This is a genomic window from Prochlorococcus sp. MIT 1223 (assembly GCF_034092465.1).
In the GTDB taxonomy this organism is placed as follows: Bacteria; Cyanobacteriota; Cyanobacteriia; order PCC-6307; family Cyanobiaceae; genus AG-402-N21.
Genome location: NZ_CP139303.1, coordinates 673,682 through 691,229, shown reverse-complemented (window position 1 = coordinate 691,229; position 17,548 = coordinate 673,682). Strand labels below are relative to the sequence as shown.

Here is a 17,548-nt window from a genome sequence, read left to right as displayed (position 1 = left end):
ACGTCTTCGCAGTACTCCTCAATGGTCAACATATGAGCAGATGCAACTGAGGGACTGAAGAAAAGAAGTCCAAGAAGAATGAATTTGAACATGTCTAATCAAGGTTCAAATACATCGATCAGAGACCCTTCTTCAGAAGTGATCCTGTGTCTCTTCCCAGTCCTCTCTGCACGAGTCTGTGCAGTTTTATATGCAGTGGGTTCGTGATGACTACTCGAATAATGTCTCCAACGATTTTGGTGATCTAACCATTCGATCATTACCTTTGTCATGCTGCCACCTCTTTATTCCTCTCAAGGATTTTTCTGATAGTTGCAACTGCTAATCCTGTTTGCTCTCTAATACCCCTGAGTGATTCACCTTCTTCTCTTAGACGCAATACCAACTTTTCTTTCTTAGGTGCTGTCTTAGGTCTTCCTCCAAGATTTCCTCCTGTCTTTCTTCTGAACTCAACGCTTTCTCTTGTGCGTTCTTGAATTAGGGATCTTTCAACCTCAGCAAGACCAGACAAGAGTCCAATAAGGATTGGTGCGAATTGACCTAGACCTGCTGTATTAACAAGACCATCCAAAGTCCGAACATTGATTCCTTGTGCCTGTAATTCGTGAAGTCGATTAACAACCTCAACCTGAGACCTTCCCAACCTGTCCAATTTGGTTATGACTAATTCATCTCCAGATCTAAGTGCTGTGAGTGCTGCCTGAAGTTGAGGTCTATCTTTCTCTGCTTTTCTACTGCTTACGGTTTCCTCAAAGACAACCTCACATCCTGCCTCTTTAAGAGCAGCAACTTGGGTATCTGTGGTCTGTCCTCCAGTAGAAACTCTTGAGTAACCGATGATTTTATTCATTTGTGCTAGAAACCATCACTGTTAATAGTATTCTAACCCTTAAATGAAGTAAACACCCTTATTGATACAAAGATAGAAGCAAATTTGAGGATTTTCAATTAGTTTTAAATGCTATCAATGATGTGATATATACCCTCCAGTTTTTAGTACGCTATAAAGTGTGGCAATAACCCTGAACTGCATTCTGAAGTGTTACTTGTAAAAATTGAGTCTTGGTAGAAAAAAATGACTTAACTAAAATGAGTAAATCAGTTGCAATGAGTCCTAAGAGAAAAAAGCATGGGAGAATTTATCGCCTTAGTTTTTATCATTTGGTTTATATGGTATTTAATCAAGGTAGGCACTCAGGGAAATAGTTCTCATTCGTCGAGAATTGACTCTCGTTCATCAAAAGTTGATTACAGAGATTATGGACCTATAAAGCGAGAAAGGATAACTTCAGACAATGTCCCTAAAGATAAAAATTCTGATCGAAATATAATTGATCTGAATGAGAAAACAATTGGTTCAGAAATGCAAGAAAAATCTACTGCGGAGGAATTTGCGAAAAGTGGTTTTGATAAATATATGGCACAAAATTATAAAGAAGCATTAGATGATTACAACCAAGCAATAGCAATTGACCCCAAGAATCCTGACTTTTATCAATACAGAGCATTAATTAAATCGAATTTAGAAGTTGACCATCAAGAACAAATTAATGATTGGAGCAAAGTAATAGAACTTAGACCTGAGGATGAGGTCGCATATCAATGCAGGGCAGATTCAAAGAATTCTTTAGGTGATCACCAAGGTGCAATTAGTGACTATAAAAAATCTCTTGAACTTGATCCTGATGATTGTGCAGAAAATAATGTATACGTCTCCCTTGCACGACTACAATGGTTCACAGAAGATAAAAAAGGTGCAATAAGAAGTTATCGTAGACATCTTGGTCTGCACCCTGAGCACAATGGTTTGAGACTCAGTATTGCTGATATCCAATACCAACTGGGAGATACACAAGGAGCATTGGATGAATTAAGTAGAGCAATACGTATTGATCCATCCATTGGTCGTGCATATAGCAGGAGAGGGTTAATTCAATATGAATTAAAAAACTATCAAGAAGCAATTATAAACTTCAGCAGAGTTCTAAAAAAAGATGAACTAGATGATGAAGAATATGCTGAAGCATACTTAAATAGAGGGAAGGCAAAAAAAGAATCTGGTGATCTCAATGGTGCTTGTGATGACTGGCAGGAAGCATCAAAACTGGGTAATAAAGATGCCGATAAATTACTGGCAGAAAACTTGAAGAACGTTGTAGATACAAGCACGCAAGATAATATATTATTAGGAAATGATCTGAAAACTGCCGCTGATTACTATGCAAGGGCGGACAAAAATAGGTTTACAGATCCATTAAGTGCACTTAGAGATTTTACGAAGTCAATACAACTTGATTCAAAATATAAACCTGAGGATGGATCACTTGCTTATAGAGAAAGAGCATTGATGATAAGAAGGTTAGGTAGTAATAAAGGAGCAATCAAAGACTTTGATAAAGCAATAGATTTAGATCAAGAAGATCCAGACCTATTCGGTCTTCGTGCTGAGACAAGAAAACAAATAGATGATCTGGAAGGTGCTTTTTCTGATTGGGAACAAGAATCTACTTTATACTTAAAAAAATATAATAAGACTGGAAACGAGTTTGATAAGTATCAAGTTGAATCAGCAAAAAATAAAATAGAAAATCATGATAATTATTTTGCTGATTTAGCAAATGATTTTTGTGATAATGGAGAATATATAAAAGGAGTTGAACATTGCAATAAAGTATTAGGTCTTTTCCCTAACTGTGCAAAAGCATATTTCAATCGAGCAATCATTAAACAACGCTTAGGAGACTATAAAGATGCACTTGCGGACTTTGATAAAACAATAGAAATTGACCCTGATTTGTTTTGTGAAAAACCTTATGAAAAGAGAGGGCAATTAAAAGAGATGTTGGGTGATTATGAAGGCGCAATTGCTGATTACGAAAAAGATGAAGACTTTGACATTCCATTCGATGTTATTAGATGTAAGTCACTGTTAGGCAATCATCAAGAGGCAATTGATATGACGGCAAATCATATGGAAGACAATAGTAGTTTTCAAGCAAGGTTAAAACACGACCTAGGAACTTTTAGATTTGCTTTAGGGGACTACAAAGGTTCAGTAAAAGAATTTAATGATGCTAAAGAAATATATTTAAAAGACTCATGGGGTGAAGCAAGTGCATCTGAAATAGATAAGGCAATAGATATGATAATTAAACTGAAGGATGAGAAAGAAGATTTTAAGGAATCGACTACTTATTATTGGCGAGGAAAAATAATGTTTGAATTGGGTCAATATGTAAGCGCAATTCAGAATTTTACTAAGGCAATTGAATTAAATCCTGATTCACCAAATGCTTATTTTTCTAGAGGTATAACAAAAAATAGTTTTGATATTCCTGACATAAAAGGTGCAATCGAAGATTATAATAAGGCGATAGATCTGAATTCAAATCAATATGATGCTTATTACAAGAGAGCAATTTGCCGGTCCGATATAGGTGATTTGAAAGGTTCTATAAGTGACTTAAATATATGTATTGAGAACAGTAATGATGATCCGGTTTTTTATTTCAATAGGGGATTATTGCATGCAAGAGATAATAATATAGATGATTTTTTTAAGGATTTGTTAATAGCAAAGTCGCTTAAAGATGAGGACGATTATTCTTTGAAAATTCATAAGTTAATTGCTTATAAGAAATCAGAATTAAATGATCATCAAGGAGCAATTGAAGATTATACAAAAGCAATTAGTGTTAATAGAAAAGATTGCAGTTCATATGTTCTTCGTGGCAATTCAAGAAACGAACTAGGTGATTTTCAAGGTGCCTGTTCTGATTGGGTTGATGCTTATATATGTAGGGAAGGTCCACTAGAAGAAAAAGAAGATCCAAAAGATTTAACCTTAGAAGAGCAGATTGGTTTCGTTACTCAATTTGAGGCAGCAGAATATATTAAAGAAGATAATCATGTATGGAAAATTGGTAGAGCAAAAGAAGAATCTGGAGATATCGAAGGAGCAATAGAAGAGTATGCATTGGCAATAGAAATAAACCCTTCAAATAAATATGCTCTTAATAGTCGTGGTTCAGTAAACTCATATAATTTAGAAAATTATGAAGAGGCGATTAAGGATTTTGATACTGCAATAGAAACTGACCCTAATGATGCTCTGCTTTATGCAAATAGAGGATACGCAAAGTTTCAAAGTGGTTGTTATCAAGAAGCGATAGATGATTATTCAAAGTCAATAGATATCAAACCTGAAGAAGGAAGTCATTATTATTGGAGAGGTTTAGCAAAAGGGCAAATTGGACGATTTGAAGATTCAATTAGTGATTTTACACAATCATTGGGGATGGGTTATGAAGAGTGGAATAGTTATTACTTTAGAGGGATATCAAAGAACCATATAAAAGATATTCAAGGAGCAATTAATGATTGGAAAAAAGCAGTAGAATTAAATTCAAATGACGCAGATATTCATAACAAACTTGGAATCGCTTTTTATCAACTTGGAGATAATGAAGGAGTTATTGAATCTTTTACAAATTTAATAGAAATTGATCCTCAGTATTCAGAAGCATATTACTGGCGTGGACAATCTAAGTACACCTTAGGAGATGATCAAGGAGCAATTGCTGATTTAGATAAGGCATTAGAAATTGACCCTCAGGACGCCCGTGCCTATTGTTTCCGAGGTCTTTCAAAGCAGCAACTAGGTTATAGAGAAGAGGCGCTATCTGATATGAACAAAGCAATAGAAATTAAACCAGAGTATGAAGGGGGTTATCTATTACGCGGCAATACTAAGCAATCATTTGGTGACCTTAAAGGTGCCTGTGAAGACTGGAAGAAAGCAGCAGAACTAGGCAATGAAGATGCTGCTGAAAAATTAAAGGAACATTGCGAATGACAGAACTTCTAACTGCTGCTGAGTATCTAGATCGTGGATGCGATAAGGACGATCAAAAAGACTCGAAAGGTGCAATAAAGGACTACAACAAAGCGATTGAACTTAATCCCAACTATGCAGAGGCATATGCGAATCGTGGATGTGCAAAGGAAGAATTAGGTGATAAAGAAGGTGCACTTGCTGATTGGCAAAAGGCAGCAGATTTAGGAGATGAAGAAGCAGCGAAGTGGATTAAGGAGGTAAAAGAAAAATCAGTCGGAGATTCTAATAAGAAGATGAGTTCATTAAACGACCCTCTGGAAGAATTAAAAGGACTTTTTCATCCTGTCGTTACTCCAAATCCTATTTACGATAGAGGTAAAAAGAAAGAACAAGATGGAGACTTAGATGGTGCAATTCAGGACTACCACAAAGCATTAGTTTTTGATCCTAAGAATCAATACATCTTAAATAGTCTTGGAATTGCAACGAGTAAAAAAGGAGACAAGAGGGAAGCAATTGATTTCTATACGAAGGCACTGGAAATCGATCCAAATGACACTTTAATTCTGCTTAATCGTTCTAAATCTAAATATGACCTTGGAGACTATGAAGGAGTAATAAATGATTTATCTGTTGCAATAGATATTAAGAACGATAATGCCAAATGGTATTTTTTTCGTGGTGAAATTAAGTCTAAGTTAGGAGATGATGCAGGAGCATTATCTGACTATAATAGGGCAATAGAAATAGATGAAAATTTCACGAGTCCTTATATTAATAGAGGTTTACTAAAAGGAAATCTGGAAGATTATCAAGGATCATTTGATGACTTTAATAAGGTAATAAATATCGAACCACAAAATTCACTTGCTTATTTTAATAGAGGTTATTCTAGGAAATATTTGAATGACTTAGAGGGTGCCAAAGAAGATTGGCAGAAAGCATCTGAACTAGGGGATGAAGATGCGACTGCATTATTAAAGGAAAATTCCCAAGAATTACCAGATTTGAGTTGGAAGGACTATGAAAATCTTGCGACTAAGAGCAGGGAATCTGGAGACCATCAAAGTGCTTTAGAGCATTATAATGAAGCAATTAAAATTATACAGAAGAATCAAAACCTTTACTATTATCGTGCTATTTGTTTGGAGGAGTTAGGTTTATATGATAGAGCATTATCTGACTATAATAAATCTATAGAAATCAAACCATTAGAACCTGTTTTTTATAATGCTAGGGCAGTTTTAAAGCAGAAAAAAAATGATATTAAAGGATCAATAGAAGATTACCAGAAGTCCTTAGAGATAGATGAGAATCAATGTGATAATTATTATAATATAGGTCTTCTTTTTTGGAATTTAGAATTATACAAGAAGGCAATTTCTTACTTTACTCAAGCAATAGATGTTAATTCAGTTGATGAGGATTCATATTTTATGAGAGGAAGATCATGGGAGAAAATAGGCAACCATAATAATGCTATTGCTGACTTTAATAAATCACTAGAACTTGATCCAACTAATATAATGACATATAAAGTTCGTGCTCTTACAAAGCAATCAATTGGAGATGAAAAAGGAGCACTAAATGATTTTGATCAAGCAATAACTATTAACCCTAATGAACTTGAACTATATCTTCTCAGAGGTGAATTTAATCGTGATCATGCTAAGGATTTCAAAAGTGCGATTGAAGATTTCACTAAAGCACTTGAATTTGAACCTAATGATGAAACCATATATGGCGACCGTGGCACAACTAGAGGAGAAGCGGGGGATTTAAAAGGAGCAATTGATGACTTCAATAAAGCAACTAGCATCAACCCTAATTATTTAGATGGTTATACAAATAGGATTATTGTTAGGAAGCAACTAAAAGATTATCAAGGAGTAATTGAGGATTGCTCGAAAATACTTAATCTGGATCCTAATTACGTCAGGGCATATTTTGACCGTGGGATTAGCAAATACAACATTGATGATCTAAAAGGTGCCTGTGAAGACTGGAAGAAAGCAGCAGAATTAGGTAATGAAGAGGCAGCAGAATTATTAAAGGAGCATTGCGAATGAATCCTTTTCTAGCGCTGATTGTTCCACTATTAATTCTTGGATTCGTCTACATCTTGATTATCGAGAACAAAGGTCTACCCCAATGGATGGAACAACTATCAGATAACAGTGGGACCATATGGACCTATGGAGTAATTACGATCACTGTTCTTTCAATCCTTAAATACGTGAGCGGATAGTTAAATGATCGACCTCAAAAGAAACGGTAAAAAAGAACCTGTAAAAGCAACTGGAGTGCGTAGTAGAGAATCGTCTTCTTATACCCCTAATCAAACAGCAGATTTCAAAATCAGTAGAGGTCGTTTTTCAAACTTCCTGACTTGTAAAAGATGCTTCTATCTAGATCGAGTAATGGGTCTTGATCCGCCTGGAACGCCAGGTTGGACGCTCAATGAAACCACTGACCTTCTACTGAAAAAAGAGTTTGATGAGTGCAGAGAATCCCAGACACCACACCGTTTATTTGCTTCTAATGGATTAGGTCATGTCGTGCCTTTTGATCATCCAGAAATGGACAACTGGAGGAACTCTCTGCATCGTGGATTGATGCTTAGACACAAAGACACCAGCATCATTTTGACGGGTGGTGTAGACGATATTTGGCAAGACACAAGAACTAAGCAATTGATCGTTGTGGACTACAAATCTCAGGCAAAAAATGGACTAGTTGATAAGCAAGATTATTTGGATGATCCATATCATGAGGGATACAAACTTCAGATGAACTTCTATGCCTACCTACTGAAAGGAATGGGATTTGATGTTCATCCAACCTCTTACTTCTTGGTCTGCAATGCCAAGAGAGATGATGATGGATTCCATAAGACGATGAACTTTGATGAGTACCTCGTTCCCTATAAATGGACTACTGATGGACTGGAAGAACAACTTGATGAGATGGTTGCTCTGATGAACCAGCACCAGATACCAGAACCTAATGAGTGCTGTAAAAACTGTGCGTATTCAGAACAGTATGCAAAGGCAATTCATCAGGTAGGTGGCAATGGTGCTCAAGGTGTTCAAAGATCTTTGTTTCCCTTTTGACTTAGAAGTAGTTCACTAGATGATTAACCCTTGGTTGACTAATTCTTCAGTCCACCATTCCAAGAACTCCCTTCTCTCCTTGAGGAATTGAGTGTTGTCATACGCACCGAAAGTCCCCTTCTTGTTGTCTGTATGACCTATCTGTCTTCGGATGATCTCCTTCACATCGAATTTGAAATCACCTTCTTCTTGTCCTGCAGTTGCAACTACTTGTCTCCACCCGTGTGCAGTTAGTTTCCTAAACCACCCAAGACGACGTAAGTAGGTATTGATTGTTGATCGTGAGAGGTGTGGATATTTCTTTCCTTCAGGACTTAGAAAAACGTATTTCTGATACCCAGTCATCTTCCTGAGTTCATCCATCAATAGATGAATTTCAGATGTTGCAGGAATGATGTGTGCATAGTCATTCGTTGTGGTTTTCAGTTTGCGTTTGAGTCCAGGGGTCTGTGGAGGAAGAACCCACTGATCTTTCGACTCATCAAACCAATCCCATTCGAGAGAAACTATTGCACTTACACGAATACAAGTCATCAAATAAAACTTCACTGCAAGTCGAGTGAGTTTTGTTCCATCGCAAGAGTTTTCATTGATTGAAGTCATCAAATCAGGGACTTCATTCCAAGAAATACTTGGATTCCCTTTGTATTTGTGATCTATTCCTTCTCCCTCTACTGGAACTGAGGCAGGGTTCTGATCTCTTCTCATCCACTGTTCTTTTATTGCATGAGTGAAGACGTTATTTAAAAGTCTTCTACAACGTCTTGCATGGTCATGCGAACCTCTGTTCTCGATGAGTCTGACCATATCAACTACACGTTTCCTCCCGTTGTTGTCCCATTCAAGATCCACTATTGGAGTGTCCTTCCCGAAGAAGTCCAGCATTTGATTCAATCTGTTTTGGCTGGTAACCCAAGTCACTTCTTTTGTTCTTTTCTTATGCAGTCGCAAAAAGGAGTGAAAGACTTCCTCCAAGGTTTTTTCTGACTTCGGTTCTTCGGTCCCCTCTTTATTCAGGAATAAGTGTGGTGAATTGCCTGTCTCCTTACACCAAGTTTTGAGTTCAGTCCATTTGTGGATCATTAGTTCTAGATCCTTTGGTGTTCTGATTGTCTTTCCATAGACACCCATAGGTATGTGCTGAAGTTTCCCTGCCCTTCCTCTTGGGTATCTGGTAACACCTTCAAATCTTTTGCAATTCAAAGGGGATTTTTCAGTAACTAAGTAGAGAGCACTTCCTTCAGCAACACTATGTTTTTGCCTCTTGCTTTTGACAGTTATCCTGTTGATTTTGCTGATGGTGAGGGTCATTTCGTGCCTCCTTCAGGAGACCAGGTGCCTTCAACAAACTGAAGGATGTATTCCTTCTTGTACCCAACCCTTTTCCCTAAGATCTGTTGTCTTCTCGGAAACTGATTCTTCTGTTCTTTTCTAGTGATAGTGGATCTGGAGACATTTAGAAACTTCGATACGTCTTTGATAGTAACGAAATACTGTCCAGGCATCCAGTCAGAGACTGTGGAGTGCATAATAAATCATTGCAAGTTAACGTTATATCTTTTGCTAGGACGTTGTTCTATTCACGCCTTCCAGATGTCTTAAATTATAGCACAAAAGGATTGATGTGTCTACCATCTGAAGTAGTCTAATCATAATAATTTTGGGCACACTAAGTTAATACCAAGATTTGGTTTGGGGACTTAAAAGTGCGAATTGCATTTACCTGGCTATTTGACCTGTGCCGCTAGCAGTAAGAATCCCTTTAATCCTGTAGCCAATCGAAGCCTTTTCTTGATTGTCGCTTTACGAGATTTTGTTGAGATCGTTTGTTCGGACTAGACTTTCTAGATAAGACAAGATGTCTTCGATGTGCCGCCGCACTGCTGCTCTTGATTTAAGAGTTAATCCTTTTGCATTACTTTATTAAGGAGATTGCTGTTGAGTAAATTAAATAACCGAATTAATAAATTTCTACAAGGGCTTAAATTAGTACTATCAGGTAGTAGGAAAACCGCTAGGAATACTGGAATTGATTTGATATTTTATGGGATGTGTTCGTTAATAGTTTCCTCTACAATTAGGGCTTTGTTTAAAGGTTTTCCCTTAGCATTTCTTAGTCTAATCGGAATATACTTTGAGTCTTTGGCTGTTTCAGATGTTGCTTATTCAAGAGAGAAGAGTTTATTTAAAAGATTAGTTTTTAGCTTAATAATTTGGTCGATTGGTGCCTATATAATTAGCTTTGGTGGAATAGGGAAATATCAGTTTTTTGGTATTTGGTTTAATATACATATACTTGCAAGTTTACTTGGTCTAACTTATTACTTCCCAAGAAATTATAGATTAAATATATATCGCTTCTGCTATAATCCTTTTCGTTTCATTAAAGAGTGCAGAAATAATAAACCAAAAGATGTATACAAAATCTATGAAAAAGCCTGGAAAAATGCAAAAAAGTCTAACTTTAAGGAAGCGATAATAGAACTTGATAAAGCTTCTGAACTAATTTCTGAAGGTGATTATGAGCAGGGAATTAGTGCTGGTATATTTTATCTTAGAAGTATTTGCAAGCAATCATTAGAGGATCACGATGGTGCATTAGTTGATATAGATAGAGCTATAGATATAAATCCAGAAGATGGCTCATTATATAGACAAAGGGGTGTGATAAATAGATATTTTGGAGATCAAGAAAGTATTATAGAGGATTGGAAAAAAGCAGCTAAACTTGGCGATGAAAAGTCTAAGATAATTGTCAGAAATTTAAACATACAGTCAGTTAAGTCTTGGACTAATCATATTATTGAAAATGTATTGGATGATGATTCATTTAAAGATTTAAAATATACAGAAGAAGAAGGAGAGGAAGAAGGATGGCATCAAAAATTTCTATACATAAATGTACTAACTTTCATTTTAAAGCAAAATCAATTAGGCAATTCGATAGAGGATTTATCTAATATGCCGCTATGCGTTAACTTCTCAAACTTACAAATACATACTAGGAATATATTTCCACCAGAAGAATTCACTCTGGAACAACTTTTACCTCATTATGGAATGTATTCATATGACGAGTTGGTATTTCAATTAACCCAAATCGATCGAAACTCAGAACTGCTTAATGAAAAATGGTCAGATTTTTATGACACAACTCTCGTAGACATCTGGAACAAGAGAGGGAGAGGTCTCTCAATATTAGGAGAAGAACAATGATTGATAAAAATCCTACAAAAGAAGATCCGAAAAGCAAGTTGCTTGATTGGTGTGCGTTTTATACGAAAACTTGGGAAAAAACCACTGGGGTTGACCTTTCTAAAGCAGAAATAATTGAAGATGATTGGGATACAAGGTTCTTATGGTTAGCAACTCATTGCTTTATTCAACTACAACTCTCTCAAATCAAAGGCGAAGACTCTTCTAAAGGTGCAATGAAGGACCGATTGATTCTCTTGTATTCCTATCTCGTCTCTAATACTCACTCTATTCTTAAAAGCTTTGGACTTAATGAGCAAGAAGCTCTTTCATTTGTTCCAAATTTTCATATTCGTCAATATGACTACTTGGTTCAGGCTTTGGCAGCACAAAATAAATATGAAGATGAAGATCAAGATCAAGATCTATTCAATTCTTGGTATGGGACAACAGCAGAAGATCTAATCGATCAAAATAAGATTCTTGAAATCGAACCAGAATCGCAAAAGGACTATATAAGGAGAGCTAGAGCAAAATGGTTATCGGACGACTATCAAGGTGCAATTCTTGATTACGATCAAGTAATTGAAAATGACCCTAGTAACCCTAATTACTACATTTACAGAGGTCATTGCAAGGACGCAATAGACGAATATGTAGCAGCAATTGAAGACTTTACAAAAGCCCTTGAAATTGATCCTAAAAATATTGATGCCTATAAATACAGGGCATTTGATAAATCCACTGAAGATGATAAAGAAGGCGCTATTGCTGATTTAACCAAAGCCTTGGAGATAGACCCTGATGACTGGGATTTATACAACCGCAGAGCTACTGCAAGACTTTGGGAAGATCCTGAGAGAGAAGACTCCCTAGAAGACATATCAGCATCTATCAATGACTACCTAAAGGCTATTGATATTAATCCCCAAAAAGGAGCGACTTTAGGTTTAAGTAATGCATACCAGAAAAGAGCGGAACTGTATTTACGTCAAAAGTTATTTAAAGAAGCAATTGAAGACTATGACCTAATACTTGATATGAATCCTTGGAATAGAAAAGCACAAACAAAAAGAGGTCTTGCCAAGAAAGAGATTGGTGATAGGAAAGGTGCTTGTATGGATTGGCAGGAAGTTCTTGATATCGAAAAAAGCAAATATGAATCTGAAGAAGATAGAGAAGAAGAGATTAAAGAAGCATCCGAATTATTGAAAGAACACTGCGAAGGAGAACTAACTGCTGAGGACTATAAAAAAAGTGGAGATTTGAAAAGCTCGAAAGGTGAGGCAGTGAAAGCTTTAAAGGACTACAACAAAGCATTAGAGATAGACCCAACATTTGCTCGTGTTTATAACAATCGCGGTCTTGCCCAAAAAGATCTAGGCAATTTCGAAGATGCAATGGCAGATTTCGAAAAAGCAATTGAACTCTTTCCAGAACTTGCCGTTGCACATTTCAATCTTGGAAAAACAAAAGCAGAAACAGGTGACCTAGTAGGTTCTATTTCAGACTTAACTAATGCAACAAAGATCGATCCAAACCCAGTCTTAAGTGCCTCGTATATTTTGTTGGGCATCAATAAGACTGAATCAGGCGACCCCGAAGGTGGAATTATTGATATTAATAAATCAATAGACCTTAACCCTGAAGATCCAGAGGCTATAGCAAGCCTTGGGTATGCAAAATATTATTTAGATGATTTAGAAGGTGCGATCTCTGCTACAGAGAAAGCTTTAACCATTAAATCTGATATTTGTCTTGCATATATAACTCGAGGTTTAGTAAAGAGTGATAGAGATGAAGATGATGCAGCTATCTCTGATTTCACAAAGGCATTAGAACTAGCGCAAAAGGCTGTCCCTTTGGTGTCTTTCCGAAGAGGTCTCTGTAAGGTTGCATCAGAAGACTACGAAGGAGCTATTTCTGACCTTGACGACTATATAAAAGTAGATGATCAAACAGCTCATTCTTATTACGCTAGAGGGATTGCAAAATTAGGACTGAATGACAATGAGGAAGGAATCAAAGATATAAAAAGAGCTGAAGAATTAGGGAGTGAAGAGGCTACTAAATTGTTAGCAGAATATTCTCAGACAGAAGAAGCAACTAGTGAGAGTAAAGATTCCTTCGATGAAAATAATTCAATAGACTCTGTCAGAAGTGAAACTGAATCAGTTGATTATCAAGTAGTAATAGATGATTGCACAAAGGCACTAGAGCTCAACCCAACTAATGACGAGCTTTATCTTTCGCGTTCCTCTGCGAAGCTACGTTTAAAGGATGAAGAAGGGTGTATTAGTGATTTAAAGAAAGTATTAGAGATTAATCCAAGATCTAAAGAGGCTTATAGAATTTTAGGAATAATTAAAACGGGAGATGACGATTTAGGTGCAATAGAATGTTTCAATAACTATATAGACTTAGATAATGGAAATGCTTCTGTTTATCAATCAAGAGGAATCTGTTATTTAAATCTTGAGAAAGATTATTATGCTTTGATGGATTTCAATTTGTTTCTCGAGAAACTTGGAGAATCTAATATAAAACCTAATTGGTTAGCTTATACACTTTATAAAAGATCTATATCGAAATATCGTTTGAATGATAATCAAGCAGCTTTGGATGATATCAATAAAGCCATAGAATTAGACCCTCAAGAGAAATCTTATGTAGAGCATAAAGATGCAATAGATTGGCAGTCTTGTTATAAGTTCCAAAGAGCAGAGAGACTTACTGAGATTCTTGCTCCTTGGAGTATTTTAAGAGAGGAATTAATCATATCTGCTCGATTAGGGTATGAATTAGCTATTACTAGGTTGAAAAGTGGTTATGAAAATATGGGTATACTAGTTGATAATCAAACAGAAAAGATTGATGAGGAACCACAGGCATCAGAGCATTACGTTCAAAGAGGCTTGCTAAAAGAGCACTATGATCCATTAGATGCTATTAATGACTATACAAAAGCACTGGAAATTAACCCTAAATTATCTAATATCTATAGGTACCGTGGTTTATTAAGGCAAAATACAGGAGATATATTAGGAGCTATTGAGGATTATAGAAAAGCTATTGAGATTGATCCAGAAGGTAAGAATATTGACCCTTACAATAAGGAAAAGAATATAATCGTTGATCTTATCAATGAAGGTGGAGATTCGTCAGATATTAGATATGAGAGAGCTATCTACCCCAGAGAATTATTAGGGGATTTATTAAAAGATAGGAACGAAATAATTCTAAATGATTATGAAGATTATTCTTGCCGAGCTAATAGTAGATGCAATTCTGGACATTATTTGGGAGCTCTCTATGATTATAACAAAGCAATAGAACTTAATAAAAAAGATAAGGATTTGGCTTCCTTATATGTTAATAGAGGTAATTGCAAGGATTTAACTGGTGACCCTAATTCTGCTATGGAGGACTACACCCTAGCATTGGAAATTGATCCCAAATATTGTGATGCTTACTATAATCGAGGTGTTGCCAGAAGAGACTCAGGTGACGAAGTTGGAGCACTTTTAGATTTTGAAACAACAATTGAATTAAATCCAAATTTATCTAATGCTCATCAAAATATAGGAAGTATAAAGTTTCGCTCTTCAGATTTAAAAGGTGCTTGCTCTTGTTGGAAGAAAGCATCCGAATTGGGTAATAACAATGCTGATCAATTAATTGATAAGGAATGTCGTTCAGAGGGTGTCTTGGCAAGTGCAGGTTTCTATAAGAATAGAGCAGAGAAAAAATATGATTTAGAAGAAGATTATGAAGGAGCGAAGGATGATTATCTAAAATCTCTTGAAGTAGATCCAAATAATGCAAAAACTTATTTTGATCTAGGAAATGTATATGATTCTTTAAATGATGATGAAAATGCTATTAAATACTGGAGTAAGTCAATAGAGATTGATCCAAGCAATCCTGACCCTTACTTGAATAGAGGTTTGACAGTTTATTATGATGACTCCGAGAATGCGATTAATGACTTTAAAAAAGTAATAGAGATACAGCCTGAAAATGCTACTGCGATGGCATCTATAGGAGAGATTTATGCAGAAGAATTAGAATATAGCAAAGCAATTAAGTATCTAGATAAAGCAATAGAATTAGATGAATCAATGCATAATGCATATTCGAGACGTGCAGAGTGCAGAAGAGAAGCTAATGATTTCAAAGGATCATTGTCAGACACATATAAAGCATATGAAATTGATCCTGAAGCAATATTCCCTTCTTTAATGATCGATGCTGCCTCAGATCATTACCATCTAGGAGAATATCAAAAAGCAATTGACCTATTGAATGAAGAAATTGATGATTCTTCAGATTATCTTGATGTAGATCTTTATATACAGCGTGGTCGCTATAAAAAAGCCGCAGGAGATATAGAAGGAGCTAATTCTGACCTGATGATTGCCTATAAAGAGGTTGATAATAAGATCTCAGAATCTGACGAATTTGAAGAATCAGAAATAAGTAATCGAGCTGAAATAAAGGAACTTCTAGAGGATTTTAATGGTGCAATTAGTGATTACAATCAACTCATAGAGCTAGGTTTTTCTCATTGGAAGCGTATTTACCTTTGTAAATCAGGTAAATGTAAGAAGGCATTGGGAGACCTTACGGGTGCCTGCAAGGACTGGAAAAAATCAGCAGAATTAGAATTCGAAGAATCAATTAAATTGTTGAAAGAGCATTGTGAATGATTGCCATCAAGTAGACAGAGCTGCTTGCAAACCTAAAAATGTGATGGGGATGTGATGGGGATATTTCTTCGTTTTGCTTAAAAGAGTTGTTCAGGCGTGATCACCACTGGTCTCTAGGACCTAACTCAACGGACACCCTCTCCGTATTTTCAAATGATCAGGAATAATCCTGAGTAGTCATGGTGACCCTAAAAATGCTCCTAACAAAGAGGTTTTTATAGGAAAGACTAATCCAGAAGTATTCAGGACAGTTCAGAATATGAAATTAGGTGTTCTGGATAGTTACGACAAGTTTTCTGGATGAAGTTAATTTCTTTTCTAGAAGATTTCAGAGTTAGAATTAATACTGGTAGTTAGTGTTACTTTTAATTTATGGATATACTTATTTCATTCATCTCAGGATGGAGAGATTCATTTGATTATAAAGGTGTTACAAGCAGAAAGAATTTTTGGTATTTTGTTTTAGCGGAAGTCATGCTTTTTATATTGGTCTTAGGTCTCTTTACTGGTTCATTAGCAATCTCAGAAAAAGGTAATATATTTGCAACTTCTTTATTGATAATAGGTGTTATATATTGGATTGCTCGAATTTTTCCAAAAACATCTTTAGGGGTCCGCAGACTTCGTGATATGGGAAGGTCAGGATATTGGATCCTACTAGACTTGATTCCTCTAGGTCCCCTAATTAATTTATATTGGGTTATAAAACCATCACTAAGAGGTAGCGATGGACAGATTATAAATCACATTAAATTTAATGAGATAATAGATTCATTTTCTATCTCTTGGAAGCGCGCATTTGATTTCAAAGGAATATCTAAAAGGAAGGAATTCTGGTCTTTTCTATTAATATCAACCTTAATTTATTTTTGTTTATTTTTCTTAGGTTTTATACCTATAGTGCTATCAAATATGGTTGGAATACCATCACTAATTTATTTTTCTGGTTTTGTAAATAAGGGATTTAGTGCATTAAGTTCGCTTTATATTCTGGGAGCATTGATTGCATATCTATCACTTTCAATAAGAAGACTTAGGGATATAAATAAATCCTTTTATTTGGTATTTTTCCTGATTATTCCATATTTAAATTTGATCCCCATGCTTTTATTGTTTACGAAAGAATCAGATAAAAAAGTATAGATTCTTCCGCCTGAGAAAATATTTTTCTGGTTTATGTTCAGGTTTTATTCAAGGAATCTGAAAACAACTGTTCATAGACGTTCAGGACTGGTCATACTGAACTTGTTCTAAGGACACCCTCTCCGTTGAAATAGCTAATTGCAATAAGTAGTTCCGCCTATAGTTGAACAGCTTGTCCCATCGCTGAAATAAGTTGTCCCGCCAATTTTGGTAGACGACGAACCATCGGAACCATAAGTTGTTCCTCCAATAGTTGTATAACTTGAACCATCAGAGCCATAAGTGGTACCTCCAATATTGGTATAACTATTTCCATTGCTGTGATAAGTGGTGCCACCAATTCTTGTTTGGGTGGAACCATCAGAGCCATAAGTGGTTCCTCCGATATTGGTATAACTATTTCCAGGACTTACAAAATAATCTGCTTTTGCAACAGGCAATGTGAGAGCTGACAAGGCTGCAAGAGCAACTGATCCAACTAATGCTTTGAAATTCATCTTTTGAATGATCTCTATAACAATTATAGTTAATGCAAATTTGCAGAGGAATTT

At 35.8% G+C, this 17,548-nt stretch carries 12 protein-coding genes; 7 read left to right on the top strand and 5 right to left on the bottom strand.

Annotation, left to right across the window (positions count from 1 at the left end):
* Positions 1 to 98: 98 nt before the first annotated feature.
* Together SOI85_RS03705 and SOI85_RS03700 are read right to left on the bottom strand one after the other, a co-directional pair.
* Positions 99 to 272, bottom strand: a complete 174-nt coding sequence (locus SOI85_RS03705) for a hypothetical protein (RefSeq protein ID WP_320664886.1) — start codon at positions 270 to 272, stop codon at positions 99 to 101.
* Entirely contained in the window at positions 269 to 850 is a 582-nt protein-coding gene (locus SOI85_RS03700) for a recombinase family protein (protein ID WP_320664885.1), read from the bottom strand. Before SOI85_RS03700 ends, SOI85_RS03705 begins: the two co-directional genes overlap by 4 nt.
* Positions 851 to 1,129: 279 nt before the next feature.
* Between SOI85_RS03700 and SOI85_RS03695 the strand changes: the two genes are divergently transcribed.
* From SOI85_RS03695 to SOI85_RS03680, 4 genes are read left to right on the top strand one after another with little or no spacing between them, the layout of a single operon-like run.
* Positions 1,130 to 4,855 carry a tetratricopeptide repeat protein gene (locus SOI85_RS03695; protein WP_320664884.1) on the top strand — a complete coding sequence of 1,242 codons (3,726 nt, stop codon included), beginning with the start codon at positions 1,130 to 1,132 and terminating at the stop codon, positions 4,853 to 4,855.
* Entirely contained in the window at positions 4,852 to 6,906 is a 2,055-nt protein-coding gene (locus SOI85_RS03690) for a tetratricopeptide repeat protein (RefSeq protein WP_320664883.1), read from the top strand. The genes SOI85_RS03695 and SOI85_RS03690 overlap by 4 nt, the downstream gene beginning before the upstream one ends.
* Entirely contained in the window at positions 6,903 to 7,085 is a 183-nt protein-coding gene (locus SOI85_RS03685) for a hypothetical protein (protein WP_320664882.1), read from the top strand. The genes SOI85_RS03690 and SOI85_RS03685 overlap by 4 nt, the downstream gene beginning before the upstream one ends.
* 4 nt (positions 7,086 to 7,089) lie before the next feature.
* Positions 7,090 to 7,950, top strand: coding sequence for a PD-(D/E)XK nuclease family protein (locus SOI85_RS03680; RefSeq protein ID WP_320664881.1), 861 nt, complete (start codon positions 7,090 to 7,092; stop codon positions 7,948 to 7,950).
* Positions 7,951 to 7,965: 15 nt separating this feature from the next.
* On the opposite strand, the gene SOI85_RS03675 is transcribed toward SOI85_RS03680, so the two are convergent.
* Together SOI85_RS03675 and SOI85_RS09735 are read right to left on the bottom strand one after the other, a co-directional pair.
* Positions 7,966 to 9,261, bottom strand: a complete 1,296-nt coding sequence (locus tag SOI85_RS03675; RefSeq protein WP_320664880.1) for a tyrosine-type recombinase/integrase — start codon at positions 9,259 to 9,261, stop codon at positions 7,966 to 7,968.
* Positions 9,258 to 9,455 carry a helix-turn-helix transcriptional regulator gene (locus SOI85_RS09735; protein WP_414477806.1) on the bottom strand — a complete coding sequence of 66 codons (198 nt, stop codon included), beginning with the start codon at positions 9,453 to 9,455 and terminating at the stop codon, positions 9,258 to 9,260. Before SOI85_RS09735 ends, SOI85_RS03675 begins: the two co-directional genes overlap by 4 nt.
* A 433-nt stretch (positions 9,456 to 9,888) precedes the next feature.
* On the opposite strand from SOI85_RS09735, the gene SOI85_RS03670 reads away from it, so the two are divergent.
* From SOI85_RS03670 to SOI85_RS03660, 3 genes are all read left to right on the top strand, one after another.
* On the top strand, positions 9,889 to 11,166 hold the full coding sequence (locus SOI85_RS03670; RefSeq protein ID WP_320664879.1) for a hypothetical protein: 1,278 nt from the start codon (positions 9,889 to 9,891) through the stop codon (positions 11,164 to 11,166).
* Positions 11,163 to 15,854 carry a tetratricopeptide repeat protein gene (locus tag SOI85_RS03665; protein WP_320664878.1) on the top strand — a complete coding sequence of 1,564 codons (4,692 nt, stop codon included), beginning with the start codon at positions 11,163 to 11,165 and terminating at the stop codon, positions 15,852 to 15,854. The genes SOI85_RS03670 and SOI85_RS03665 overlap by 4 nt, the downstream gene beginning before the upstream one ends.
* Positions 15,855 to 16,226: 372 nt before the next feature.
* Positions 16,227 to 16,997, top strand: a complete 771-nt coding sequence (locus tag SOI85_RS03660; RefSeq protein ID WP_320664877.1) for a DUF805 domain-containing protein — start codon at positions 16,227 to 16,229, stop codon at positions 16,995 to 16,997.
* A 134-nt stretch (positions 16,998 to 17,131) separates the two neighbouring features.
* On the opposite strand, the gene SOI85_RS03655 is transcribed toward SOI85_RS03660, so the two are convergent.
* Positions 17,132 to 17,494, bottom strand: coding sequence for a hypothetical protein (locus SOI85_RS03655; RefSeq protein WP_320664876.1), 363 nt, complete (start codon positions 17,492 to 17,494; stop codon positions 17,132 to 17,134).
* Positions 17,495 to 17,548: the final 54 nt, after the last annotated feature.

What these genes read in the sequence shown, in the direction of transcription:
- SOI85_RS03705 (WP_320664886.1), bottom strand. Translation starts at nt 272, where the DNA reads ATGACAAAGGTAATGATCGAATGGTTAGATCACCAAAATCGTTGGAGA.
- SOI85_RS03675 (WP_320664880.1), bottom strand. Translation starts at nt 9,261, where the DNA reads ATGACCCTCACCATCAGCAAAATCAACAGGATAACTGTCAAAAGCAAG.
- SOI85_RS09735 (WP_414477806.1), bottom strand. Translation starts at nt 9,455, where the DNA reads ATGCCTGGACAGTATTTCGTTACTATCAAAGACGTATCGAAGTTTCTA.
- SOI85_RS03665 (WP_320664878.1), top strand. Translation starts at nt 11,163, where the DNA reads ATGATTGATAAAAATCCTACAAAAGAAGATCCGAAAAGCAAGTTGCTT.
- SOI85_RS03685 (WP_320664882.1), top strand. Translation starts at nt 6,903, where the DNA reads ATGAATCCTTTTCTAGCGCTGATTGTTCCACTATTAATTCTTGGATTC.
- SOI85_RS03700 (WP_320664885.1), bottom strand. Translation starts at nt 850, where the DNA reads ATGAATAAAATCATCGGTTACTCAAGAGTTTCTACTGGAGGACAGACC.
- SOI85_RS03690 (WP_320664883.1), top strand. Translation starts at nt 4,852, where the DNA reads ATGACAGAACTTCTAACTGCTGCTGAGTATCTAGATCGTGGATGCGAT.
- SOI85_RS03655 (WP_320664876.1), bottom strand. Translation starts at nt 17,494, where the DNA reads ATGAATTTCAAAGCATTAGTTGGATCAGTTGCTCTTGCAGCCTTGTCA.
- SOI85_RS03660 (WP_320664877.1), top strand. Translation starts at nt 16,227, where the DNA reads ATGGATATACTTATTTCATTCATCTCAGGATGGAGAGATTCATTTGAT.
- SOI85_RS03680 (WP_320664881.1), top strand. Translation starts at nt 7,090, where the DNA reads ATGATCGACCTCAAAAGAAACGGTAAAAAAGAACCTGTAAAAGCAACT.
- SOI85_RS03695 (WP_320664884.1), top strand. Translation starts at nt 1,130, where the DNA reads ATGGGAGAATTTATCGCCTTAGTTTTTATCATTTGGTTTATATGGTAT.